Below are 22,617 nucleotides of genomic sequence, written 5' to 3'. Positions count from 1 at the left end.
CCGCCACCCCAGGCCGGCCGCGGGTCAATCCTGGATCGAGATGGCTCGGGTCGGACAGAGCCGAGCCGCCTCCTCCACCTCCGGCCGCAACCCTTCACCCGGGTTCTCGTTCAGGATGTAGAGGAAGTTGTCATCCCGGACCTCGAACACCTCGGGTGCCTCGGCCATGCAGAGTGCGTTGCTCTTGCACTTGTCGAAGTCGACGACGATCTTCACGTTCGGCCCTTCGGTCGTGGAAGCGGTGCGATGCGGCGATACCTCGAAGCGGTGCCGGACGACGGCGTTCTGCGGTCGTGCGACCCGGTGGCCGCGCCGGCCGACACGCGAACCGTCGTCCCGCGCCGGGGCGTTGGCACACCCGGCGCAACCGCTGGCCTATCACGCCACCCCTCGGGTAAGGCGAGCCTTTTCGCTCGAACGGGGAACCAGCCGGTGCCCTGGGGAGGTCACAAGACCGGATGAGAGGATTCCATCCCGGTACGGCCGCAGCCGCGGGCCGGCGAACCAACACGGGAGGCACGTCCATGACGGCCGAGGGCGGCGCCGAGATACGTCCGTTGCGTCCGGGAGACCCACAACACATCGGACCGTTCCGGATCACGGGCAGACTCGGCGCGGGTGGAATGGGCGCGGTGTACGCGGGCCTGGACGGCTACGAGCGCCGCGTCGCGGTCAAGGTCGTGCACGCGCAATACGCCGACGATCCCGAGTTCCGGGCCCGGTTCACGCGTGAGGTCAACCTGCTGCGCGCGATCAAGGGCACGTGTACGACACCGGTGCTCGACGCCGATGTGGACGCCGAGACACCGTGGTTCGCGACCGAGTACGTCCCGGGCCCGACCCTGGACGTGCGGGTCAACCAGGGCGGCCCGATGCGCGGCGACGAGCTGATGGGCCTCGCGGCCGGGCTCGCCGAGGCACTCGTCGCGCTGCACGACGCCGACGTGATCCACCGCGACCTGAAACCGCAGAACATCATCTGCTCGCCCGCCGGACCGCGCGTGCTCGACCTGGGCATCGCGCGTTCGATGGAGGACAGCGGACTCACCCGCACCGGCATGATGATCGGCTCCCCCGCGTGGATGAGCCCCGAGCGCTTCAAGGGGCACGACAGCACGCCCGCCGCCGACGTGTACGCGTGGGCGATGCTGATCACCTACGCGGCCACCGGGGTGATCCCGTTCGGGACCGGCGCGCCCGAGGTGGTCGCGCTGCGTGTGCTCCAGGAGGAGGCGGACCTGTCCGGCGTGCCGGACGCGTTGCGCCTGATCGTCAAGCGCGCGGCCGACAAGGAACCGCACTACCGGCCGCACGCCCGCGAGTTGCTGGCCTCGGTCACCCACGTGTGGCGCGGCGCGCTCGGTACCGCCGCGGCGCCCTCGCTCGACCCGGTCGCGGACGCGACGTCGCTGATCGGGCAGTTGTGGACCACGCCCGCGTCCGGCGGCCCGTGGCAGGTCCAGCAGAATCAGCAGCCGCCGCAGCCGCCGCAGCCTCGGGTGTACGAACCGCCACGCGGTCCCGCGCGCTCGGGTGGCACCGCCGCCTTCGGCGCACCCACCGTGCCGCCGCCGCCCGCGCACGGCGGGCCCTCGCACGACCCGTACGGCGCCTCCCCGACGCAACCGCCGCTGTACCGCGACACCCCGACCTCGGGCGCGCACGGCGTCCCGTCGCAGCCCTCCGGCCAGTACGGCGCGCCTTCGGGGCAGTACGGCACCCCGTCCGGCCAGTACGGCGCGCCGTCGGGCCAGTACGGCACCGCCGGCCAGGCACACGGCACCCATCAGCATCAGGCGCCCGCCGGCGGCGCGTTCACCCCGCCCCCGGCCGGCCACGACGGACACACCCCACCGCCCACCGGGCGGGCCGCGGCCCGGCAGGGTGCGGCCGGCGGCGGTGCGGGCCGCAAGCGGGTGGTCATCGTGGCCGGCGTCGCGGTGGCGGTCGTCGCGATCGCCGCCGGCGCGGTGTTCGCGCTGCGCGGCGACGACGGGGACAAGACCAAGCCGGAGGCGAAGACGAGCCCGTCCGCCGAGACGCCCAAACTCACCGGAAAACCCGGCGGCTTCACGCAGGACATCCAGGGCATGAAGTTCGCGGTGCCCACCACCTGGGAGCTCAAGCAGGTCAGCGACACCGAGGTGTGCGTACTGCCGACGGCGACGCCGGCCGCGCTGCGTACCACGTGCGAACGCGCCGGGCTGCGGATCTGGGTCGGCAAGAGCGACCAGCGCAAGGTCGACTTCAAGAATCAGGCGAACTGGACCCTGGGTGCCAAGCCGACCTGTGTGATCCGGGCCGACGACGCGGTGACACCGACCAGCACGACGGACGGGAAGAAGTACGCCGAGCCGGGCAAGGGCAGCCTGAAGTACGAGTACGCGTCGTACAGCGTGACCTGCAAGAGCGGCGGCTCGTTCCAGCCCCAGTTGTGGTGGCTGCCGCAGTCGATGATCTCGTTCTCCACGGCGGGCCTGTCCCGCGAGTACGACGCGGACCTGAACAAGATCCTGGCGTCCGTGGACGTGACGAGCTACAAGAAGCCCAAGGTGTAGCCCGTCACGTCCGGCGGGACGCGGCGCCCTAGAAGTCGGCCGCCGCGGCCACCGGCAGGAACGGGTTCTCCGGTCCGGCAGGGAAGGAGCTCCAGCTCTGCTCCTCGTAGAGGTTCATCAGCTCGTGCTCGGACTCCTCGGTGTCCGGCCACTCGGCGTTGACGACCACATGCACCGAGGGCTGGGGATACTGCTCCCACCACTGGACTATGTGGCCCTCGCCGTCCACCGGGACGGGGTGGTGCTCGACCCGGTGGACCATCATGTACGGTCCGCCGGTCCACGGCCCTATGTGCGCGCCCCCCAGCGGGATCGCCGAGACCGAGTCGCCGCCGCGCGGCAGGGCGGGCCCGGCGAAGTCGCCCGAGAGCAACGAGCCCACGTACCCCGTCGGGGGACGGTCCGGTGGGACGTCCTGGTAGAAGTCCACCCGGACCCTGTACCGGATCACTCGCGTCCCCTCCGCTTCATTTCGTCTTGGTGGCGTGCTCGCTCGGAGCCCGGCCGGCTTGTTGCGATCGGTAATACGTATACCAGCCGGCGACGGTTCCGTTTCGTCGATCGGGCGGGGGCTGGACTTCCCGGCGGGGCGCGGGCAGGATCACGCGCACCGGAGGCGGCAGGCAGCGCCCGGATCTCTCCGTGCGCCCAGGCTCGCCGGACGAATGCGGGGAGGCACGATGGGCGGCAGCCGGGACGAGGTGGCGGCGGCACTCGCACGGGGCGGGCCGGGGGCGGGCGCCGCGGGCGACCGGGTGCGCCGATTCACCGAGTGGACGATGGTCGACGGGGACCTGGTCTGCCGCTACGTCTGGCACAACCTGCCGGATCCCACCGGCGGCGCCACCAGGTACACGGTGCCCGGGACCGAGATCGTGCGCCGGCTCGGCGACGGTGATCGCTTCGAGACGGTGGGCGAGTTCCGCAACGGCGACGACGCCGACGCGATGATCGCGCGCTGGCACGCGGCGGGCGGTCCGGCCGCAGGGCACGACGGAGCCGAACTGCGCGGCATCGTCGGCTGGGCGCCGGAGCCGATGCCGGTGCCGACCCCGCGCGAGGAGATCGAGCGCGCGTTCGGCGACTTCGCGATGCGGCTGACCTCGGCCTCGGCCGGTGGCGAGTGGGCGCCGGTGGCGGCGGTGTTCACCGACGAGGTGCGCGTGCGCGACCACGTGATCGGCTTCGTCGAGGGCCGGCACGCGTTGAGCGCGTACATCCGCGACGGCGTACGCCGCTCGCCGTTCACCCGCTACCCGATCCGGCTGCGGATCATCGACGGCAATCGGGTCTCGACGGTGGTACGCGCCGAGGGGCCCGTCGGCGGCCTGGACGTCAACGTGGTGCTGCACTACGCGGGCGAGGGCCGCTGGTCCTACGTGGAGGTCGTGTACAACCCGCAGGAGATCGGTCGTCCCCCGGCCTGACAAGGTGTCGGGCATGGACGACGTGCAACGGCTGCTGGCCTATGAACACATCCGTCAACTCGCCGCGCGCTACGCGCTGGCCCTGGACAGCCGGGATCTGGACGCGCTGTGCGCGCTGTTCGTGCCCGATGTGCGGGTGAGTCGGCGGGAATCCGGACGTGCCGCGCTGCGGGCGTCGTTCGCGGCCCAACTGGCCCCGCTGGGGGTGAGCATCCTCAACGTCGGCACCCACGTGATCGACCTGTCGGACGCGGACCACGCGACCGGACACGTGTACTGCAAGGCCGAGATCCAGGAGGGGCCGCGCTGGCTGCACCAGGCGATCCTGTACCGCGACGTGTACGAACGGCGGGACGGCACCTGGTACTTCGCCCGCAGGCGGCACGACCTGTGGTACGGCGCGAACGTCGGCGCCAACCCGGTGGGACTGCCGCCGGCGAACTGGCCCGAGCGCTCCTACGGCTCGGGCACGGTGCCGGCCATCTGGGACACCTGGCGGGAGTTCCATCGATCCTCGGACCATGGGGAGCGATCGGGTTCCGTCGAGGAATGACGGGGCAGGCGAGGAGCAACCGGATACTCGGCGGCAGACTGCCTCTTCGGCGGTGGGAAGGTCGGCCATGGCGCGCGACAGACTTCCGGACGGCGCGAGAAACGCGGCGGCGCGTACCGGTGTGCTCCTGGCACTCACCATCGTCGCGGCGATGGTCGCGCTGCTCGGCGTCTGGGCGCACACGTGGTTCTGGGTGTGGGCCATGTTGTTCGTCGGCCTGGGCATGCTCGGCATGGCGTGGAGCGCGCTGGAGATCCTGATCGCGCTCCAGGTGGCCGAGGAGCAGCGGGACCGGGACCGGGGCGTCTACCAGGTACGACCGGTCGAGATGCGTCCCCGGCGGCGCACCGGGCGCTGACCCGCCGCCGGAGCGGTCCACCCGCCCGCGCGAGCCGCCCCCCACGTCGCCCGCCCCCCGGGCCCGCCCCACCCCCGGGCCCGCCGCGTCTCGCCCGGCACGGGGCGCGGCACCGCGATCGGCGCCGCGCCGCGCGAGCCGCGAGCGGTCAGGGGACGATGCGCTCCACCGCGGCCGGACCCAGCTCGGCCAGCCGCCGCCGGGCCTCCTCGATGTTCTTCTCGGTCAGGTCCTTGCCCTCCGCGAGCACCAGGTCCTCGGGGTCGACGGGCGTCTCGGCGCCGCTGCGCAGGTCCATCCGCGGCCGGTCGCCCTCGGGGATCTCGTCCACGGGAATCCGCTCGTCACTCATGTCGCCGTCCTTCGCTCGGAAGTGGAGTCGGTGCCCCCGCACCGCACCCGACTACCCGTTGCGACCGGGGTGGGAACCCCGCGCGAACTTTTTATACAAGCGTCATAGACAAGTGTCTTATACGCTCGTACAGTTCCTGTCATGACCTCCACCCCAGCCAAGGCCGGCCGCAAGGAATGGATCGCCCTGACGGTCCTGCTCCTCCCGCTCCTGCTCGTGTCGATGGACATGGGCGTGCTGTACTTCGCGCTTCCGTTCATCAGCGAGGACCTTGAACCGACGGCTCCGCAGCAGTTGTGGATGATGGACGTCTACGGCTTCCTGCTGGCCGGCCTGCTGATCACGATGGGCGCGCTCGGCGACCGGATCGGTCGGCGCAGGCTGTTGCTGATCGGTGCGGCGGCCTTCGGGGCGGCCTCGGTGGCCGCGGCCTTCGCGAACAGCGCGGAGATGCTGATCGCCACCCGCGCGCTGCTCGGCGTGGCCGGCGCGACGCTGATGCCCTCGACCCTGGCGCTGGTCCGGAACATGTTCCACGACCCCGCCCAGCGCCGGACCGCGATCGGGGTGTGGACCGCCGCGCTGACCGCGGGTGCCACCCTCGGCCCGGTGGCCGGCGGCCTGCTCCTCGAACACTTCCGGTGGGGCTCCGCGTTCCTGCTCAACGTGCCCGCGATGGTGCTGCTGCTCGTGGTCGGCCCGTTCCTGCTCCCCGAGTTCAAGGACGCCGCCGCCGGACGGCTGGACCTGGTCAGCGCCGCGCTCTCGCTGGTGGCGGTGCTCACCGTGATCTACGGGATCAAGGAGATCGCGGCCGAGGGCGTCGAGCCGCGGTACCTGGTCTGCATCGCGGTCGGTCTGGTCGTGGGCCTGTTGTTCGTCCGCCGTCAGCGCACCATCGCCGACCCGCTGATCGACCTGGAACTGTTCCGCAATCGCGCCTACAGCGCCTCGATCGTGGTCAACGTGATCGCGAGCATCGCGATGATGGGCTCCGCGCTGTTCAACACCCAGTACATGCAACTCGTGCTCGGCATGCGTCCGTTGGAGGCGGCGCTGTGGTCGCTGACGGTGATGCCGGTGATCATGGTCGCGCTGACCGTCTCCGGCATCGCGGCCAAGCGGGTGCGGCCCGGGTTCCTGATCGGCGCGGGACTGCTGCTCGCGGTGGCCGGCTTCGTGGTGATGAGCCAGGCCCGACCCGGCTCGCCGTTGGCCCTGGTGCTCGCCGGCGCCGCACTGGTGGCCGCCGGGGTGCTGATCGCCACCACGCTGACCGCCGAGATGATCCTGACCGCGGCGCCGCCGGAGCGGGCCGGCGCGGCGGGGGCCACCTCGGAGACGGGCAGCGAACTGGGCGGGGCGCTGGGCATCGCGATCCTGGGCAGCGTCGCGGACGCGGTGTACGGACGGGACATGCGGGACGCGAGCCCCGAAGGGGTGCCCGCCGACGCGCTGCACGCGGCGAACGACACGCTGGCGGCGGCGAACGCGGCCGCCGGGCGGCTCTCCGGGCCGGCGGGCGAACGGCTCCTGGACACCGCGCGGGACGCCTTCACCCACGGCATGCAGTACGCCACGCTCGGCGGCGCGGTCCTGTTGGCGCTGGCCGCGATCGTGGCGGCCGGGGTGCTGCGCAACCTGCCGGTCGCCGCCGCGGCCGAGGCGGAACCCGCCGCGGCGGAGACGAAGGAACTCCCCGAGGCGGACGGGTCCGGCGACGTGCCCGCTGCGGCCGACGGCCCGACCGAGTCGGTCCGTACCCGCTGAGGAGCGGCTCGCGCGCCCCGCGGGGTGTGGCGGGCGGCCGGAGGCGCCCGAAGGCGACCCCGCGAGGGGTCGCCTTTGTGGTGAATGCGGGAAATGCCGAAGGGATGAAGGCCGATGATGCTCTAGAACGGGATAAACGCGCCCGATCAGGTCGAATCGGTATTGATTCTCGCCATTTCGAGCAGTCTGGCCATGCCGAAAGCCTTTGCCCACAAGTTTTCCACAGGATGTGGATCTTCCTTGTGGAAGATCAGCGTGCTGCCCGGCTCCGGCTGTGGATAAACGTCTCCAGTTCGAGGTTCTCGGCGTCCGAAAAGACCCGGCGGGGAATGGTCATCGCCTGGGTGGGGCCGAACTCGAAGATCCATTGCGCGTCCACCGAGCGCACCTTGCGGAAGGTGTCCCACGCGGTGGCGCCGCGGCTGCCGCCGAGCGTGGTCACGAACTCCTCGTCGGTCAAGGTGACCTCGCACGGCACCCCGTGCATGTGTTTGTTCTGGCGCGCCGCCTGGATCGGTGCCCAGAACCGCAGCGCGAGCATCGCCAGGCCGAAACCCACGAACGCGAGCGGCCACAACACGGTCGTCCCGGACAGCAGCGCCTTCGTCACCAGGACGACGCCCAGTACCGAGAGCACCGCCCCGGCCCCGAACAGACCCCGGAAGAGCCCGCGCCGAAAGGCGAGCACGCCCTCCGCGATATCGGCCTCGGTCGGGACGTAGGTGGTCGAGATATGCACCCGGCCATGGTCGCACGCGGCCGACCCGGGGCCGGCTACGCCTCTCGGCGCTCTCCATACTGCGGGCCGTCGGGCGGCGGGTGCGGGGCGTCGCCGGGGCGGGCGTACCAGATGGGCGGCCCCGGCTGCCCGGTCCGGGCGGGCACGGCGTCGTCGGCCGACGACGCCGGCGGACCCCACGGCGAGCCGGGCTGCCCCATCGGTTCGGCCCGGGCACCGTCGGCCGCGGGCCGGGGCGGTTGCCACGGCGCCGGGGCGCCGTACGGCGGCACGGGCCCCCAGGCGGGGTGCGCGGCCGGATGCCGAGCCGGCGGCACCCACCCGGGCGGCGGCGCTCCGAACGGCGCCGTTCCCGCCGGCGGCCCCCAGCCGATCGGCGCCCCGTACGCGGCCGTTCCGGGCGGCAGCCCGTACGGCGCCACACCCGGCGGCCCGTACGGCATCGGCCCCGGCGGGCCCCACCCGGGCGGCGGCTTGATGTAGCGCCAGCGCGGCGAGGGCATGGTGTGGTCGATGACGTGTCCCAGGCTCGGCTTCGCGGCCCACACCCGGTCCAGCAACTCCCGTTCCTGCCGCGGGTACTCCGGCGTCGGACCGCGGCGCGACCGGCCCGCGCGCCGGCGCAGCTCGGCGAGCAGCGTGGCGTCCGCCTGATAGGCGCGCAGCCGCGCGACGCCGGCCGGGCCCAGGGTGGTCCGCGCGGTTCGCAGCGCACGCGAGCGGTCCGCCATCGAGGACAGCAGCAGCGGCTCGTGCGGCCGGAACCAGCCCGCCGCGACATACCCCGGCAGCTCGTCCTCGACCGCGCGCAACTGATCGCGGCGCACGATCACCGCGTACCAGACGAGCGCGCCCAGGATCGGCATCATGACCAGGAAGTACACCCCGAGGAAGGCCAGGCCCTGGCTGGCCGAGCCGTTCCAGGCCGCGTGCAGGCCGACCGCGCACAGGTATCCGCCGAGCGGGAGCAGGATCCGCGCCGGGCGGGACCGGGCCAACAGGGAGAGGCCGAAGCCGAGGCCGATCATCGAGGTGAACAGGGGATGGGCGAACGGCGACATGATGCCGCGCGCGATGAAGGTGCCCCACGTGGTGCCCAGACCGTCGCCGCTGTCCTCGCTCGCCGCGAACTCGCGGCCGAAGTACAGGATGTTCTCGGTGAACGCGAAGCCCGCCGCGCTGACCGCGGCCGGGATCAGCCCGTCCAGCACGCCTTTGAAGCTGCTCCGGATGGTCACGAACAGGAGCAGGACCGCGAGTCCCTTGACGCACTCCTCGACCACGGGCGCCACGATGGTCAGCCCGAGCAGCTCGGCGTCCTCTTCACCCTTGAGGTCCATCAGCTTGTCGAACGACCAACTGTTCGCGAGCAGCGCCACCAGCGCGCCCGCGCACGAACCCCACGCGAACGCGAAGAGCAGGCTCTTCCAGGGCATCGGCCGCACCCGGCCCAGCCATACGATCGCGCTCACCACCAGCGGGGCGGGCACCAGCGCCAGCAGCGCGCCGACCAGCAGGCCCTGCGCGCCGATGGTGTCGCCGAGCATGACCGCGACGGTGACCGCGCAGCCGAGCAACGCGACGACGAGCACGGATATTCGGGCGGTCTGGTTCGCGGCGAGCGCGCGCACCCCCGACTTCTCCGCCGGGCCGGGCTCGTACAGGGCGAACTCGTACGCGGCCCGGTCCGGGGGGACGGGACCGGCCGGCGCGTCGGGTCCTCGCTCAGCGTCCATATGGGGTGACGATAACGCCGCGCGGTGCCGCGGCGCCCCTCTCTCGCTTGGCTGTGACTTGGTCGGTATGGGTGCCTTGCCGAGATCGGGCCGGGCCGGCGCGCCTCGGGCGTGGTCGCGTCGGGCCGGGGCCGGATCAGCGGCGGCGGAACAGCAGATCCGCGACCTCGTGGCCCTTGTCCAGCCCCTGCTGTTCGAAGCGGGTCACCGGTCGCCAGCTCGGCCGGGGTGCGTAGCCGTCGACGGTGTTGACCAGTTCGGGCTCGGCGCGGAGCACGTCGAGCATCCATTGCGCGTAGTGCGCCCAGTCGGTCGCGCAGTGCAGCGTCCCGCCCGGGACCAGCCGCGACGCGGCGAGCGCGGCGAAGCCGGGCTGGATCAGCCGGCGCTTGTGGTGACGGGTCTTGGGCCACGGGTCGGAGAAGAAGACCCGGATGCCCGCGAGGCAGGCCGGCGGCAACATGTCCCGGAGCAGTTCGATCGCGTCGCCGTTGGCCACCCGTATGTTCGTCAGCCCCCGACGCTCGGCGTCGTGCAGCAGGCTGCCCTGACCCGGGGTGTGCACGTCGATGGCGAGCACGTTGGTGCCCGGATCGGCCTCGGCCATCGCCGCCGTGGCCTCACCCATGCCGAAGCCGACCTCCAGCACCACCGGACGGTCGTCGCCGAACAACTCGCCCAGGTCCAGCCGCCGGTCCGCGACGTCGAAGCCCCACCGCTCCCACAGCCGGTCCAGCGCGTCGCGCTGGGCGAGCGTGACCCGCCCCCGCCGAGGGGTGAAGCTGCGCACGGTCGCGAGGTGTCGGATCGGTCGATCGGTGATCGGGACGCCGGAGGCGGTCGAGGCGCCGGGAAGAGGGGACATAAGACAAGGATTTTACGGCCGAACCTACGATCGGCCGATCGTCGGGGGAACACCGGGCATCGGCGGCGGCGCACCCGTCGGTGCGGGCACGGTCGACCCGATCGGCGCGGGGCGCGGTCCCGGCGGACCCGGCGGACCCGACGGCGGTCCCGGACGCAGCCGGAACACCGCCCAGAACGCCACGGACGCGAGCAGGAAGGCGCCGAACAACCACACCGCGCGCAGCCACATCTCCCGCGTCGCGCCCGTGCTCACGCCGGTCGGGTCGAGCAGGGTGAGCAGGAACAGGAACACCGCGACGGCGTACACCGCCGCCCAGCCCCGGCGGCTCCAGCGCCACAGCAGGTGCCCGTCCAGGAAGCGGATCGGCAGCAGGCCGAAGATCAGACCGATCACCGCGGCGACGTAGGTCTGGGTGAGCACGTTCTCGGCCAGCACCCAGCCGAAGGCCGGCGTCTCGTCGCCGTCCAGTACGTGCTCGACCGGGATCCGCCACACCCACGCGCTCACGCCGAGCCCGGCGAGCGCCCACGCGCCCAACGCGCCGGCCCGCCCGTCCTCGCGCGCGGACAACCGGCGCAGCCCGGCGTGGGTGAAGGCCAGGAACAGCCCGTACAGGTAGCCCGGCACCAGGTGCCCGAGCCGGGACCCGATCCCCAACAGCAGCGCGACCACCAGGGCACCGGGGACCAGGTGCGGGAAGGCGCGGATCCGCGAGACGCGTCGACGGTACGCCTCGGCCACGCCGGAGTAGGCGAGCACGGTGAGCGGGATCGCGATCAGCAGGGACAGCGCGAGCGCGTACGTGCCGGTGTCCAGGGCGATGTTCGGTTCGACCGCGACGGTGCCGAGCGCGGACAGCGCGACGAAGACGAGCACCTGGAGTCGGGGCGCCCGGGGCATCGAGCGCGGGCGGGCCGCTCCGGGCCGCAGCCGGCGACGGATCCGCAGCCGGTTCTCCTCCACGGTCTTGTTGAACAGCTCGGCCGCGAAGCCGATCAGCGGGAGCGCGAGCGCCGTGCCGACGCCGGCCGCCGCCAGGGGCGCGGGGTGGTCGAGCAGGTCGTCGGGGGAGGGCAGGCGACGCGCGGAGTCGGCGCGGTCGGCGGACCGGTCCGCCGCGGCCTCGGCCGGGCTTCGGGTCGGCAGCACGCTGAGCGCGAGTCGGACGCTGCCGTCCAGGCGCTCGGTGGCGCACGCCGCGGTGAGTTCGGCCGGTCCCTCGGGCAGCCCGTCGGGCACGGTCAGCTCGCCCTCCGCCCGGCCGTCCGGGCCGACCGGCACCCGGGCCAGCTCCTTGTCGCCTCGGCGGATCGCCACCTCGGCCGGCGCGCCGCCCAGCCGCGCGGCGCAGCCGGTGAAGCCGGTACCGCTCGCCCGGATCCGGTCGCCGCCGCCGGCCCGGGTGGCGAAGAGGGTGAACGTGGCGGGTGGGACCGCGAGTTCGGTGCCCAGGACGGTGTCCGCGTCGACGACGCCGAAACCCTCCCGGCCGGCCAGGCAGGACACGGTGAACTTGTGCCCGCCGCGCACGGGCGTCTGCGGGACGCGTACCCGCAGTGCGCGGGGCCCCTCGTACTCGGCCGGGGCGTAGAAGGTGGTGACGAAGCGGCCGTCCCAGAAGAGCACGCCGCTGTGCGTCGCGTAGGCCGGGCCGCAGCGCAGATCGGTCCACACGGTGACCGGCGTCTCGGGCGCGGCCTCGGCCGGCTCGACCACCAGCCGTCGGCTCGCCAGGGTCGCCGGCGGCGGGCCCGGGGCCGGGAAGCCGTCCGGATTGCCGGGTTCGCTCGCCGGATAGGCGAACGTGGCCTGGGCCATCGGCGCGGGGTGGACCACCGAGCCCCGGTCCGTGCACACCGTGCGGAAGCCCTGGTCGCCGGTGTAGATCGGCGGGTCCAGGGTGAAGCGTACGGTGAAGCCGTGATCCGCCGCCGGGTCGATCGGGACGTCCGCCGCGATCAGCCGGTCGGCGCCCATCACGTTCGAACGCAGGCGCGCGTCGTACCCGATCACGTCGACCCGACCGGTGGCACAGCCGGTGTGCCCGGTGCCCCGAAGCGTCACCACGTCACCCGGACGCAGCGGCCCGCCCGGGGAGATCACCAACCGCGCCCCCGGGGCGTCCGCGTGCGCCGGCGGGTAGCCGCCGAGCAGCACGCACAGCACCAACGCGGCGCCCACGAACACGATCCGCGGCAAGACGGATTTCACGGCCACAACAGTCCCCCGATCGCCGGCCCGCGCCCATGATCCCGTGCCGGGTCGGTGGTCGGCGAGCGCCTTCGGATGTTCCGTGCCGATGATCCCGGTCGGGGTCAGCGGCCGGCGAGCGCGCCGAGGCGTTCGCCGACCCGGGTGGCGATCTCGTCCCCGATCGGCAGCGACGCGGTCGCGGCGGGCGAGGGCGCGTTCAGCACGTGGATCGTGCGCGGGCCGCCGGTGATCAGGAAGTCGTCGACCAGATCGCCGTTGGGCCGGACCGCCTGGGCGCGCACTCCCGCCGGAGCCCGGACCAGATCGTTCGCGGTGACCTCGGGCAACAGCCGCTGCACCTCGCGCACCATCGCGGGCTTGGCCACCGAGCGCAGCAACTCGCCCGCGCCGTAGCGCCAGTGCCGGCGCGCGATGTGCCACATGCCCGGGTAGGCCAGGGTTTCGGCCAGCTCGCGCGGCGCGATCCGGGCCCACGAGTAGCCTTCGCGACGCAGCGCCAGGACCGCGTTGGGCCCCACGTGCACGTCGCCGTGGATGCCCCGGGTCAGGTGCACACCCAGGAACGGGAACGCCGGATCGGGCACCGGATAGACCAGCCCGCGCACCAACCCGCGTCGTGAGGGCACCAGTTCGTGGTATTCGCCGCGGAACGGCACGATCCGCACCGGCGGCGGATCGCCCGCCAGCGCCGCGATCCGGTCGCTGTACAGGCCCGCACAGTTGACCAGGATCCGCCCGCGCAGCTCGCCGAGCCGGGTCTGGACGACCACTTCGCCCGGATGCACGGCCAGGTCGACCACGCCCGCGCCGGTGCGCAGCGCGACACCGCGTTCGTGCAGCAGCGCGACCAGGGTCCGACACACGTCGGCGTAGTCGACGATGCCGGTGGAGGCCACGTGCAGGCCGCCGACGGACAGGACGTGCGGCTCGCGTTCGCGCACCTGCTCGGTGCCCAGTTCGGTGACCGGCACGCCGTTGGCCAGGCCGCGCTCGTACAGCGCGCGCAGGCGCGGGAGTTCGTGCACGCTGGTGGCGACCACGAGTTTGCCGGTGACGTCGTGCGCGATGTCGTGTCGGGCGCAGAAGTCCGTCATCCGGCGCGCGCCCTCGACGGCGAACCGCGCCTTGAGGCTGCCCGGGCGGTAGTAGAGGCCGGAGTGGATCACCCCCGAGTTGCGGCCGGTCTGGTGGGCCGCCCACGAGGTCTCCTTCTCGACCACGGCGACGGTGCGTCCGGGGTCGCGTTCGGTGATCGCGTACGCGGTGGCCAGGCCGACGATCCCGCCGCCGATCACCACCACGTCGTAGGTCAACGTCATGAGAGCACACCTCCGGCCTTCGACCCTAGACGGTGCGGGCCGGGCGGGGGTGTCGGACGGCGGACGCCGGTGGCGGACCGGTCGGCTCACCGGCCGCGGCGCCACCTCGCCGGGGACCACCACGCGGTGGACGCGGCCGGGGCCGGGACCGGGTCCTCTTGCACGGGCGGCGCGGGTGCGGGTACGGGCGCCGGTTCGGGCGTCGGCGGCGCGGGAGGGGGCGCGGGAGCCGGCTCGGGTGCGGGGTCCGGGTCGGCGGCGGGCCCCGGCCAGGGGGCGCCGCCGTGGATCGGGTGGTCGGGGGTGAAGGCGACCGGCAGCGCGGCGAGGGCGCGGATCCAGGGCGAGGACCGCCAGGTGAGCCTGTCCGGGCGCACGGCCAGGCGCAGGTCGGGCAGCCGGTCCAGCAGCGTGTCCACGGCGGTCTTCGCGATCAGCCGGGCGTGGTCCCGCGCGGGACACATGTGCGGCCCGCCGCCCCAGGCCAAGTGCGCGCGGTTGCCGGTGAGTTCGGTGCCGGCCGTACGCACGGCCGGGTCGGCGTTCGCGGCCGCGATGCCCAGTACCAGGAAGTCGCCGCCGCGAATCACGGTGCCGCCGAGCACGGTGTCCTCGGTGGCCCAGCGGCCGGCCGCGTTCTGCATCGGCGGGTCCTGCCACAACACCTCGTCCAGCGCCTCGTCGGTGGTGTGCCGGCCGCCGGTGAGGGACGCGTGCAGGTCGTGGTCGGTCAGCAGGATGCGCAGCGCGTTGCCGATCCAGTTGGCGGTGGGCTCGGTCGGGGTGATCACGAGCAGGTCCTCGATCACCTCGGCGTCGCTCAGCCCGGCGGGGTGCGCGATCAGCCAGGACGTGACGTCCGCGCCCGGCGCGATCCGCTTGGCCGCGACCAGGTCGGTGATCATCTTGTGGAAGGCCAGTTGATGCGCGAGCGCCTCCGGGCCGCCGTCGAACATCCCGTTGATCGCCCGGACCAGGTGCGGTCCGTCCGGGGCGGGCATGCCGACCATCCGGCCCATCGCCAACAGTGGCAGCCGTTGCGCGTACTCGGTGAGCAGGTCGGCCTCGCCCCGGGTGACGAACGTGTCGATCAGCGAGTCGGCCATGTGCTCGACCTCGCCGCGCAGGGCCCGCCGGTCGACCCGGCCCAGGCTGTGCGCGACGGCCGCGCTGCGCCTTCGGTGCTCGGCTCCGTCGGCGCACAGGACCGAGGGGCGATACTCGACCATCGGCGCCAGCGGCCAGTCGTCGGGGACCAGACCCTTGATCCGGTCGCGCCACAACCGCGAGTCGTGCGAGAACAGGACCGGATCGCGCAGCACGGCCAGCACCTCGTGATAGCCCAGGACCAGCCACGCGCGCACGTCGCCCTCCAGCACGACCGGTGCGACGGGACCGTGCCGTTCGCGCAGTTCCCGGTACAGGCCGGCCGGGTCGGTCTCGAAGCGCGGGCCGGTCAGGGCCGCGTACGGGCAGCCGGATCTCTCGGTCATCTCAGGACACATCCCGCTCCGCCGCTGCCACGGCTGTCGCCGGCGCACATCGGCCCGCCCCGGTGGGCGACCCGCCCCCTCTACGGCCCGGAACCATATCGTGCCCGCGAGCGCTTGCCACCGGTTCGAATCGGACAGGAACGGCCTTTCTCCGTACGGGAATCGATCTTCGCCCCGGGAGAGCCGGCCGGGCCCTGCGCGCGGCCCGCCCGAACGAACGGGCCGGCCCGCGCGGGAATTGGTCGTGGGCGCGGTCGCGATGGCGTACAGTTGGGTCTACCGACGCGGGGTGGAGCAGCTCGGTAGCTCGCTGGGCTCATAACCCAGAGGTCGCAGGTTCAAATCCTGTCCCCGCTACTTGGATCGCAGGCCCGACATGAAGATGTCGGGCCTGCGGCGTTTTCCGGGACGGCGCCGCACGGTCGCCGCGCCGATCGCGGGGCGTCTCCGGTGCGGCTCAGACGGTGATTCCGCCGACCAGCCTGGCGCGTTCGGTGAAGTCCTTGACCGCGCGCACGTCCGCGTACGGCTTGAGGCCGACCATCAGATCGTTGAGGTAGGCCGCGTTGCGGGACGAGTGCACCCGGTCGGCGATCTCCAGCGCCTGTCGGCCGGTCGCGCACGCCGCCTCGACCTCGCCCGCGCGCAGCTCGGCCTGGGCGCCCACGGCCAGCCGCAGTCCGTGCGAGCGCTGGAACGCCTCGCCGCGCAGGCCCGCGAGCGCCTGCGCGGTGAAGTAGCGGGTGCGCTCGGGCACGCCGAGGTCGCGGTAGCACTCCGCGCCGTCCGCGCACAGTCGATCCCACGTGAAGAAGTCGATCCACTCCGGGTCGGCATCGCCCGGGCGGGACCGCTCCAGGTGCGCCTCGGCCGCGTTCAGCGCCCGTCCGCAGCCCGCCGCGTGGCCGGCCCGGGCCTGCGCGCGGGCCTCGACCAGGTGCAGGAAGCCGGTCACCCGCGCGGTCGCGATGCCCTTGTTCCGCTCGATGGCGGCCTGCGCGAGGTCCACCGCGATGTCGGGGTTGCCGCGATAGGTGGCCTGCAGGCTCATCGACGCGAGCACATAGCCGCCCAGCGGTACGTCCGCCGCCGCGCGGGCCAGTCGCAGGGCCTGGATGTAGTAGCGCTGCGCGACCTCGTGTTGGCCCGTGTCGAAGGCCATCCACCCGGCCAGTCGGGAGAGTTCGGCGGTGGCGCCGAACAGCCGGCGGCCCACGTCGTCGTGGTAGCTGCCGCGCAGCAGCGGCGTCGCGTCGCAGCGCAGACACTCCGGCACCATCGACGCCCGCCAGTCGCCGCCGCCGTACTTGCTGTCCCACCGGCGGGCCTCCTCGGCCGCCTCGCGCAGCTTGGTGACATCGCTGTGGCCGACGTGCGACCCGGTGCCGCGGTGCTCGGCGCGGGCGTCCGCGGGGGTGATCAACCATCGGGCCATCGGGGTGCCGTAGGCGGTGACGGCGAACGTTCCGGCGAGCAACTCGCGTCGATTCACGTGGTCGTGCCTCCACAGGTCGGTGGCGGTGCGAACTGCCTCCCCGACGTCGCGTGGGAAGGCCAGACCGAGATCGGGATCCACCGGCCGGCTGTCGTCCAGGCCGATCTCCTCCAGCGGCACCGGGCGGCCCAGACGCTCCGCGAGCACGGCCGCGATCAGGTGCGGCACGGGGCCCTGTGGAGTCATCCCCTTGCCGACCCAGCGGGCCACGGAGGTCTTGTCGTAGCGGAGGGACAGGCCGCGCCGCGCGCCCAGGTCGTTGACCCGGCGGGCGAGCCCGGCGTTGCTGACCCCGGCGACGCCCAGCAGTTCGCCGAGTCGGCCGTTGGGTCCGCGCTCGCGCGGGGTCCGGGGGCGGGGGTCGACGGCCTCCGAGCCGGTGTGGTCGGGCGCGGGGAGGAGACAGACGCGATCGGGGGGCGCCTGCTCGGCGCCGGCCGGGGAATCGCCGAAGGAGCCGTCGGACCCGGCGCCGACGCCTCCGCTCACCACCCCCGGATCGGGGACCTCCCGGTCACCGTGGCCGGGAGCACAACGCCCCGACTGATCCTGCTTGGGACTGCCGCGCATAGTTTGCCCCCAAAGGCAACCCTCCGTCCGCCTCAGCGTAACCGGGCCGGCCACCGCCGGTAAGGGAGATATTCGCCATTCCGGGGTGTCGGGCGACGGGATTCGACGTGTCGTTCGTGGTCCGGCCGCTGCCGGGACAACGCTTGGCCAAGCCGTCGCCAAGGCCCGGTCGCAATCATTGACAGAACGTACTTGACGGCGCGTCAGTACCCAGGCACGGTCAAAAGGAACCATGCGCCGGGTGTGTGTCCCCGTGCGCCGTCGGATGCGCTCTACTCAGGCTTGCCTAACCTTGGTTCCATGGAAGTGTCGGAGTACGTACGGCCGGTATCCATGGTGGTTCGCGCGAAGCCGTAACCCGAAGGGGGTCGAGATGCGCTGGTTCGCAGGGACGTCCGAGAGCCGGAGCGTGACCCGGCCGACCGGGGCCAGGACGCTGTGGGACGGCTCCGATCCGCTGTGGCTGGTGGGGAATTGGCCCGCGGACGAGGTCCGGGTGGTCAGCCGGGGCGGGATGCGGATGGCGGTGCTCGGGGTGTGCGGCGCCACCGACGCCGAGCTCGAGGTCGGTCTCGCGGTCGCCCGCGGCGGTGCGCTGCGCCACCTGACCGGGTGGGCCGGCAGCTATCACGTCGTGTTGCGCACCGGCCTGCGTACCGTGGTGCTCGGCGATCTCGCGGGCGTGCGCCAGGTGTTCCACGCCGAGCCGGCCGACGGCGTGGTCTACGCCTCGCACGCGCTCCCGCTCGCCGACCTGACCAGGGCGGGCTTGGACACCGAGGCGTTCGCGGCCCGACTCGCCTGCCCCGATGTGCCCGAACTGGTGTCCGGACGCTCGATGTTCGCGGGGGTCGGCCGGCTGGAACCAGGCCATGCGCTGGACGTCGCCCACGGTGTGGCGCGGGTTCGGCTGTACGAACAGCACCGCTCCCCGCTCGACTTCCCCGGCGCCGCCGACGCGCTGGGTCGTGCGCTGAACGACGCGGTCGGCCGGCGTGTGGCCGGATCCAAGCGTCCCGGCGCGGATCTGTCCGGTGGACGGGACTCGGCGGTGCTCGCGCTGCTCGGCGCCCGCTCGGTGTCGATGGCCAAGTCGCGCGACCTGCTCGCGGTCACCTGGGCCGAGCCGTGCGCCCCCGGCGACCCGGAGTCCGCCGCCGACATCGTCGCCCGCTCGGCGCGACTGCGGCACCTGGTGATCCCGGGCGGCGTCGACCACCTGCCCTACACCGGCCTGGAGGACGTGCTCGGCGGCGCGGTGATGCCCGACGAACCGGGCTTCTCGCTGATCGGCATGGCCCGAACCACCCGTACGTTCAACGCCATTCGCGACGCCGGCATCGACATGCACATCACCGGCTACGGCGGGGACGCGGTGCTGGGCACCCCGCTCGCCTACCTCGCGGACCTGGCGATGGACCGCCGCCGGATGACCACCGCCCGACACGCCCGCACCTGGGCGCGTAATCTGGGCATGAGCGGCCACGAGCTCGCGAGCACCGCGAACCGGGTCGCGCGCACCACCTTCCCCCAGGCACTCGACCAACTCGCCGAGGTCTTCGCGGGTTCCGGTCGGGTGGACCCGGGCCCGGCCGCCGCGATCGCGTGGTGCACCGCGGCCCCAACGGCGGTCTGGACGACGCCGGACATGCGCCGCCGTCTTGCCGTGTCGCTGCGCCGCCTCGCGGGCGAGTCGGTGGTCTCCGCCGGATCCGTTGTCGCCGCGGACCCGGCGGTCCACGGCCGTCCGGGGGACCGCGCCGCATGGGTCGCGGTCCGCCGGGCGGCTGAGCGCCAACGCGCCTGCCAGCAGCTCGCCGAGCGGATCGGGGTGCGGGTCCAGGCGCCGTACCTGGACACCGCCGTGGTGCGGGCGGGGTTGTCCCTGCCGGCCTGGGCGCGCGATCGGGACGACGGGCCCAGGGCGCTGCTCACCGCGGCCGTGCAGGGGTTGCTGCCCCGACACACGCTGGGCGAGGTGCACCGGGCCGACTACACCGAGGCGGAGCGGCGCGGGTTGCGGCTGAACGCGCGCGTGCTGCGCGACCTGTTCGCCGATCCGCTGCTGGCCGAGCTGGGTGTGCTCGATCCGGTCGAGGTGCGGCACACGCTCGACCGGGCGATCGGCGGCCCGAACCTGGGCAAGGGCGAACCGGCCGCGCGACCCGACCTGCCGCTGGGCGCGCTCGCGGACATCGTCTCGGCCGAACTGTGGCTGCGCGGCGTCTGGGAGGGCCGAGTCATGCGCTGGGACGCAACCCCCAGCTCGGCCCCGGGCATCCGCATGGCCGCCGTCGCCTGAACCCCGCGCCCGCCTGGCGCGGCCGCGCGGACGGCGGGCACGCCTTCGCGCGGTCGCGTGCCCGAGTACGCGCGGACCGCACGCCGCCCACGTCGGCCACGTCGGCCACCAGCGTGAGCGCCGACCGCGTGCCCGCGTACGCCCGGACCGCACGCGTCGTCGACCACGACCCGCCGCACCCTCGGCACGGCCACCGAGGGTCGCGGCACCCCACGCCCACGCCCGGCGCCGCAGCGACGGCCCGAGGCCACGGGGCCTTTGGGGCCGCCACCGCGCGCTTGCCCGCCCGGCTCGGGATACGTGCGTACGTGCGCTACCGCGCCCCGGGGCGCGGGCACGGCCGCCCGCCCGGTCCCCGCCCTTGGCCGCCGCCCCGCCTTGTGACTCGCCGCGCGGCCGGCCCCTCGCCGTGGGCGTCCTCGTTCGCGCCGCCCCCTCCGCACGCCGCGCGGCCGGTCGCGTGCCCGGGCGGTGGGTCGTGTGCCGCTTCGGGGTGGCTCGCGGGTGGGGGCTTGGTGGGGGGATTCGGGGGTGGGGGCCTTGATCCGCTTTCGGTGCGGACCTAGCATGCGAGCACGTGGCACCTACCGACCGGTAGGAATGTCCGATCCGGCTCGATCCACCGCGACACCGCAGGGGGAGCACACACATGAGGGACCGCCACCTCGAACCCGAGCACATCGCCTTCCGCGAATCCGCGCGCGAGTTCTTCCAGCGCGAGGTCGTCCCGTTCCACGACCAGTGGGAGAAGGACGGCATCGTGGACCGCTCGGTCTGGCTCAAGGCCGGCAAGCAGGGGCTGCTGGGCATCGACGTGGACGAGCGCCACGGCGGCGGCGGAGTGTCCGACTTCCGCTATTTCGCGACGCTGTCCGAGGAGCTGATCCGGGTGGCCGCCTCGGGCGTGGGCTTCGGGCTGCACAACGAGGTGGTCGCGCCGTACCTCAACGACCTGGCCACCGACGAGCAGAAGGAGCGCTGGCTGCCGGGCTTCTGCTCCGGCGAGATCATCACCGCGATCGCGATGACCGAACCCGGCGCGGGCAGCGACCTCCAGGGTGTGCGCACCACCGCGATCCGCGACGGCGACCACTACCTGCTCAACGGCGCGAAGACCTTCATCACCAACGGCATCAACGCAGACCTGGTGATCGTGGTGGCCAAGACCGACCCCACGGCCAAGGGCAGCAAGGGCATCAGCCTGATCGTGGTCGAGCGGGACATGCCCGGCTTCGAGCGCGGGCGCAACCTCGACAAGATCGGGATGAAGGCGCAGGACACCGCCGAACTGTTCTTCGCCGACGTCCGGGTCCCGGTGGCCAACCTGCTCGGCGAGGAGAACCGCGGCTTCTACCACCTGATGAACAACCTGCCGCAGGAGCGCCTGGGCATCGCGAGCGCGGCGGTCGCCGGCGCCGAGACGGTCTTCGCGCACACCCTGGAGTACGTCAAGACCCGCACCGCGTTCGGCCGCCCGATCGGCTCGTTCCAGAACACCAGGTTCGAACTGGCGGAGATGGACACCGAGTTGGACATCGCTCGCACGTATGTCGACGACTGCATCATGAAGCACATCGCCGGCGAGCTGGACGCGGTCGCGGCTTCGAAGGCCAAGTGGTGGACCACCGACCTGCAAAAGCGCGTGGTCGACCGCTGCCTGCAACTGCACGGGGGCTACGGCTACATGCTCGAGTACCCGGTGGCCAAGGCGTTCATCGACACGCGCGTGCAATCGATCTACGGGGGGACGAACGAGATCATGAAGGAAATCATCGGCCGTTCCCTCGGCATCTGAAGCGGAGTGCGAACATGACGCAGAGTCCCCTGGCCGAGGCGTTGCGGCCGGAAGCGATCACGACGTGGCTGGCCGAACGGACCGAGGTGCGTGCACCGCTCGGCTTCGACCTCGTGCTCGGCGGTCGCTCCAACCTCACCTACGTGGTCTCGGACGCCGACGCCCGCCGCTGGGTGCTGCGTCGGCCCCCGTTGGGGCACGTGCTCGCGACCGCGCACGACATGGGCCGCGAGCACCGGATCCTGGCCGCGCTCGGCTCCGGACGCACCGACGTGCCGGTACCGCCGGTGCTCGGCCTCTGCACGGACGACACGGTCAACGGCGCGCCGTTCTTCGTGATGGACTTCGTCGACGGGCACGTGATCCGCTCCGCCGAGGACGCGACGAAGCTGCTCACGCCGCAGGCCCGGCAGCGGGCCGGAGAGCAGCTCGCGGACGTGCTCGCCGCGATCCACGCGGTGGACGTGGACGCGGTGGGCCTGGGCGAACTCGGCCGCCGCGAGGACTACATCGGGCGCCAGTTGCGCCGCTGGCATCGCCAGTGGGAGGCCACCCGGGTGCCCGGGATCGAGGCGATCGACGAGGTGCACGGCGCGCTCGCGGCATCCGTACCGCCGCAACAGGGCGCCACGATCGTGCACGGCGACTTTCGGCTCGACAACGTGATCCTGGGCCCGGACGGCACGGTGCGGGCCGTCCTGGACTGGGAGCTGTGCACGCTCGGCGATCCGCTCGCGGACGTGGGCACCACGCTCATGTACTGGGTCGAGGCGGGCGAGGACGGCGCGCTGTTGCCCGCCGACGGCACCGCGAGCGAGGGCTTCGTCGACCGGGCCGCGTTCGCCGCGCGCTACGCGGCGGCCACCGGTCGGGATCTGTCGCACATCCGCTGGTACCAGGCGTTCGCGTGCTGGCGGCTCGCGTGCATCCTGGCCGGCGTGCTCGACCGCTACACCGCCGGCGCGATGGGCGATCAGGACGCGGCCGGCCGGTTCACCGCCGACGGCCTGCGCGCGCTGGCCGAGCGCGCGCGGGAGATCCTCGCGCACGCCTGACCGCCGTCCGGGT

18 protein-coding genes and 1 tRNA gene are annotated in these 22,617 nt (G+C 73.0%); 9 read left to right on the top strand and 10 right to left on the bottom strand.

Annotated elements, in window-relative coordinates; translation table 11 throughout:
- Positions 1-24: 24 nt before the first annotated feature.
- Entirely contained in the window at positions 25-216 is a 192-nt protein-coding gene (locus tag ACWCPW_RS39110; protein ID WP_449766353.1) for a ferredoxin, read from the bottom strand.
- 308 nt (positions 217-524) lie between these two features.
- Between ACWCPW_RS39110 and ACWCPW_RS39105 the strand changes: the two genes are divergently transcribed.
- On the top strand, positions 525-2,558 hold the full coding sequence (locus ACWCPW_RS39105) for a serine/threonine protein kinase (protein ID WP_449766352.1): 2,034 nt from the start codon (positions 525-527) through the stop codon (positions 2,556-2,558).
- Positions 2,559-2,586: 28 nt separating this feature from the next.
- Here ACWCPW_RS39105 and ACWCPW_RS39100 read toward each other — a convergent pair whose 3' ends face one another.
- Positions 2,587-3,009 carry a hypothetical protein gene (locus tag ACWCPW_RS39100; RefSeq protein ID WP_395864516.1) on the bottom strand — a complete coding sequence of 141 codons (423 nt, stop codon included), beginning with the start codon at positions 3,007-3,009 and terminating at the stop codon, positions 2,587-2,589.
- Positions 3,010-3,238: 229 nt separating this feature from the next.
- On the opposite strand from ACWCPW_RS39100, the gene ACWCPW_RS39095 reads away from it, so the two are divergent.
- The 3 genes from ACWCPW_RS39095 (at position 3,239) to ACWCPW_RS39085 (ending at position 4,896) form a co-directional block, all read left to right on the top strand.
- Positions 3,239-3,985, top strand: a complete 747-nt coding sequence (locus tag ACWCPW_RS39095) for a nuclear transport factor 2 family protein (RefSeq protein WP_449766351.1) — start codon at positions 3,239-3,241, stop codon at positions 3,983-3,985.
- A gap of 13 nt (positions 3,986-3,998) precedes the next feature.
- Positions 3,999-4,538 (top strand): nuclear transport factor 2 family protein, encoded by a 540-nt coding sequence (locus ACWCPW_RS39090; protein ID WP_449766350.1) that lies wholly within the window; start codon positions 3,999-4,001, stop codon positions 4,536-4,538.
- Between the two features lie 67 nt (positions 4,539-4,605).
- Positions 4,606-4,896: a hypothetical protein gene (locus ACWCPW_RS39085; RefSeq protein ID WP_395864511.1), complete on the top strand. Its 291-nt coding sequence runs from the start codon at positions 4,606-4,608 to the stop codon at positions 4,894-4,896.
- Positions 4,897-5,044: 148 nt separating this feature from the next.
- Here the strand turns inward: ACWCPW_RS39085 and ACWCPW_RS39080 are convergent, their stop codons facing one another.
- Positions 5,045-5,248 (bottom strand): hypothetical protein, encoded by a 204-nt coding sequence (locus ACWCPW_RS39080; RefSeq protein WP_355541626.1) that lies wholly within the window; start codon positions 5,246-5,248, stop codon positions 5,045-5,047.
- Positions 5,249-5,389: 141 nt separating this feature from the next.
- Between ACWCPW_RS39080 and ACWCPW_RS39075 the strand changes: the two genes are divergently transcribed.
- Positions 5,390-7,018, top strand: coding sequence for an MFS transporter (locus ACWCPW_RS39075; RefSeq protein WP_449766349.1), 1,629 nt, complete (start codon positions 5,390-5,392; stop codon positions 7,016-7,018).
- A gap of 250 nt (positions 7,019-7,268) precedes the next feature.
- Here the strand turns inward: ACWCPW_RS39075 and ACWCPW_RS39070 are convergent, their stop codons facing one another.
- From ACWCPW_RS39070 to ACWCPW_RS39045, 6 genes are all read right to left on the bottom strand, one after another.
- Positions 7,269-7,757, bottom strand: a complete 489-nt coding sequence (locus ACWCPW_RS39070; RefSeq protein ID WP_449766348.1) for a YcxB family protein — start codon at positions 7,755-7,757, stop codon at positions 7,269-7,271.
- Positions 7,758-7,792: 35 nt separating this feature from the next.
- The gene (locus ACWCPW_RS39065; protein WP_449766347.1) at positions 7,793-9,493 is read right to left on the bottom strand and encodes a PrsW family glutamic-type intramembrane protease; all 1,701 of its coding nucleotides are present in this window, start codon (positions 9,491-9,493) and stop codon (positions 7,793-7,795) included.
- Positions 9,494-9,629: 136 nt separating this feature from the next.
- Positions 9,630-10,358 (bottom strand): tRNA (guanosine(46)-N7)-methyltransferase TrmB, encoded by a 729-nt coding sequence (gene trmB / locus ACWCPW_RS39060; RefSeq protein WP_449766346.1) that lies wholly within the window; start codon positions 10,356-10,358, stop codon positions 9,630-9,632.
- A 24-nt stretch (positions 10,359-10,382) separates the two neighbouring features.
- Complete coding sequence (locus tag ACWCPW_RS39055) at positions 10,383-12,572, bottom strand: FGLLP motif-containing membrane protein (protein WP_449766345.1); 2,190 nt, start codon at positions 12,570-12,572, stop codon at positions 10,383-10,385.
- A 104-nt stretch (positions 12,573-12,676) separates the two neighbouring features.
- Positions 12,677-13,894, bottom strand: a complete 1,218-nt coding sequence (lhgO, locus tag ACWCPW_RS39050) for an L-2-hydroxyglutarate oxidase (RefSeq protein WP_449766344.1) — start codon at positions 13,892-13,894, stop codon at positions 12,677-12,679.
- Between the two features lie 86 nt (positions 13,895-13,980).
- Positions 13,981-15,387 (bottom strand): cytochrome P450, encoded by a 1,407-nt coding sequence (locus tag ACWCPW_RS39045; protein WP_449766343.1) that lies wholly within the window; start codon positions 15,385-15,387, stop codon positions 13,981-13,983.
- Between the two features lie 283 nt (positions 15,388-15,670).
- Between ACWCPW_RS39045 and ACWCPW_RS39040 the strand changes: the two genes are divergently transcribed.
- Positions 15,671-15,744: transfer RNA gene (locus tag ACWCPW_RS39040), tRNA-Met, on the top strand.
- Positions 15,745-15,844: 100 nt separating this feature from the next.
- Here ACWCPW_RS39040 and ACWCPW_RS39035 read toward each other — a convergent pair.
- Positions 15,845-17,374 (bottom strand): MFS transporter, encoded by a 1,530-nt coding sequence (locus ACWCPW_RS39035; RefSeq protein ID WP_449766342.1) that lies wholly within the window; start codon positions 17,372-17,374, stop codon positions 15,845-15,847.
- 451 nt (positions 17,375-17,825) lie between these two features.
- Between ACWCPW_RS39035 and ACWCPW_RS39030 the strand changes: the two genes are divergently transcribed.
- From ACWCPW_RS39030 to ACWCPW_RS39020, 3 genes are all read left to right on the top strand, one after another.
- Entirely contained in the window at positions 17,826-19,754 is a 1,929-nt protein-coding gene (locus ACWCPW_RS39030) for an albusnodin/ikarugamycin family macrolactam cyclase (protein WP_449766341.1), read from the top strand.
- Between the two features lie 649 nt (positions 19,755-20,403).
- Positions 20,404-21,549, top strand: coding sequence for an acyl-CoA dehydrogenase family protein (locus tag ACWCPW_RS39025; protein WP_449766340.1), 1,146 nt, complete (start codon positions 20,404-20,406; stop codon positions 21,547-21,549).
- A 14-nt stretch (positions 21,550-21,563) separates the two neighbouring features.
- Positions 21,564-22,604 carry a phosphotransferase family protein gene (locus tag ACWCPW_RS39020; RefSeq protein WP_449766339.1) on the top strand — a complete coding sequence of 347 codons (1,041 nt, stop codon included), beginning with the start codon at positions 21,564-21,566 and terminating at the stop codon, positions 22,602-22,604.
- Positions 22,605-22,617: the final 13 nt, after the last annotated feature.

The sequence above is a fragment of the Embleya sp. NPDC001921 genome, from assembly GCF_053594475.1.
This window is presented reverse-complemented; position numbering and strand designations above follow the sequence as displayed.

What these genes read in the sequence shown, in the direction of transcription:
- ACWCPW_RS39080 (WP_355541626.1), bottom strand. Translation starts at nt 5,248, where the DNA reads ATGAGTGACGAGCGGATTCCCGTGGACGAGATCCCCGAGGGCGACCGG.
- ACWCPW_RS39030 (WP_449766341.1), top strand. Translation starts at nt 17,826, where the DNA reads ATGCGCTGGTTCGCAGGGACGTCCGAGAGCCGGAGCGTGACCCGGCCG.
- ACWCPW_RS39105 (WP_449766352.1), top strand. Translation starts at nt 525, where the DNA reads ATGACGGCCGAGGGCGGCGCCGAGATACGTCCGTTGCGTCCGGGAGAC.
- ACWCPW_RS39075 (WP_449766349.1), top strand. Translation starts at nt 5,390, where the DNA reads ATGACCTCCACCCCAGCCAAGGCCGGCCGCAAGGAATGGATCGCCCTG.
- ACWCPW_RS39020 (WP_449766339.1), top strand. Translation starts at nt 21,564, where the DNA reads ATGACGCAGAGTCCCCTGGCCGAGGCGTTGCGGCCGGAAGCGATCACG.
- trmB (WP_449766346.1), bottom strand. Translation starts at nt 10,358, where the DNA reads ATGTCCCCTCTTCCCGGCGCCTCGACCGCCTCCGGCGTCCCGATCACC.
- ACWCPW_RS39065 (WP_449766347.1), bottom strand. Translation starts at nt 9,493, where the DNA reads ATGGACGCTGAGCGAGGACCCGACGCGCCGGCCGGTCCCGTCCCCCCG.
- ACWCPW_RS39025 (WP_449766340.1), top strand. Translation starts at nt 20,404, where the DNA reads ATGAGGGACCGCCACCTCGAACCCGAGCACATCGCCTTCCGCGAATCC.
- lhgO (WP_449766344.1), bottom strand. Translation starts at nt 13,894, where the DNA reads ATGACGTTGACCTACGACGTGGTGGTGATCGGCGGCGGGATCGTCGGC.
- ACWCPW_RS39095 (WP_449766351.1), top strand. Translation starts at nt 3,239, where the DNA reads ATGGGCGGCAGCCGGGACGAGGTGGCGGCGGCACTCGCACGGGGCGGG.
- ACWCPW_RS39090 (WP_449766350.1), top strand. Translation starts at nt 3,999, where the DNA reads ATGGACGACGTGCAACGGCTGCTGGCCTATGAACACATCCGTCAACTC.
- ACWCPW_RS39045 (WP_449766343.1), bottom strand. Translation starts at nt 15,387, where the DNA reads ATGACCGAGAGATCCGGCTGCCCGTACGCGGCCCTGACCGGCCCGCGC.
- ACWCPW_RS39085 (WP_395864511.1), top strand. Translation starts at nt 4,606, where the DNA reads ATGGCGCGCGACAGACTTCCGGACGGCGCGAGAAACGCGGCGGCGCGT.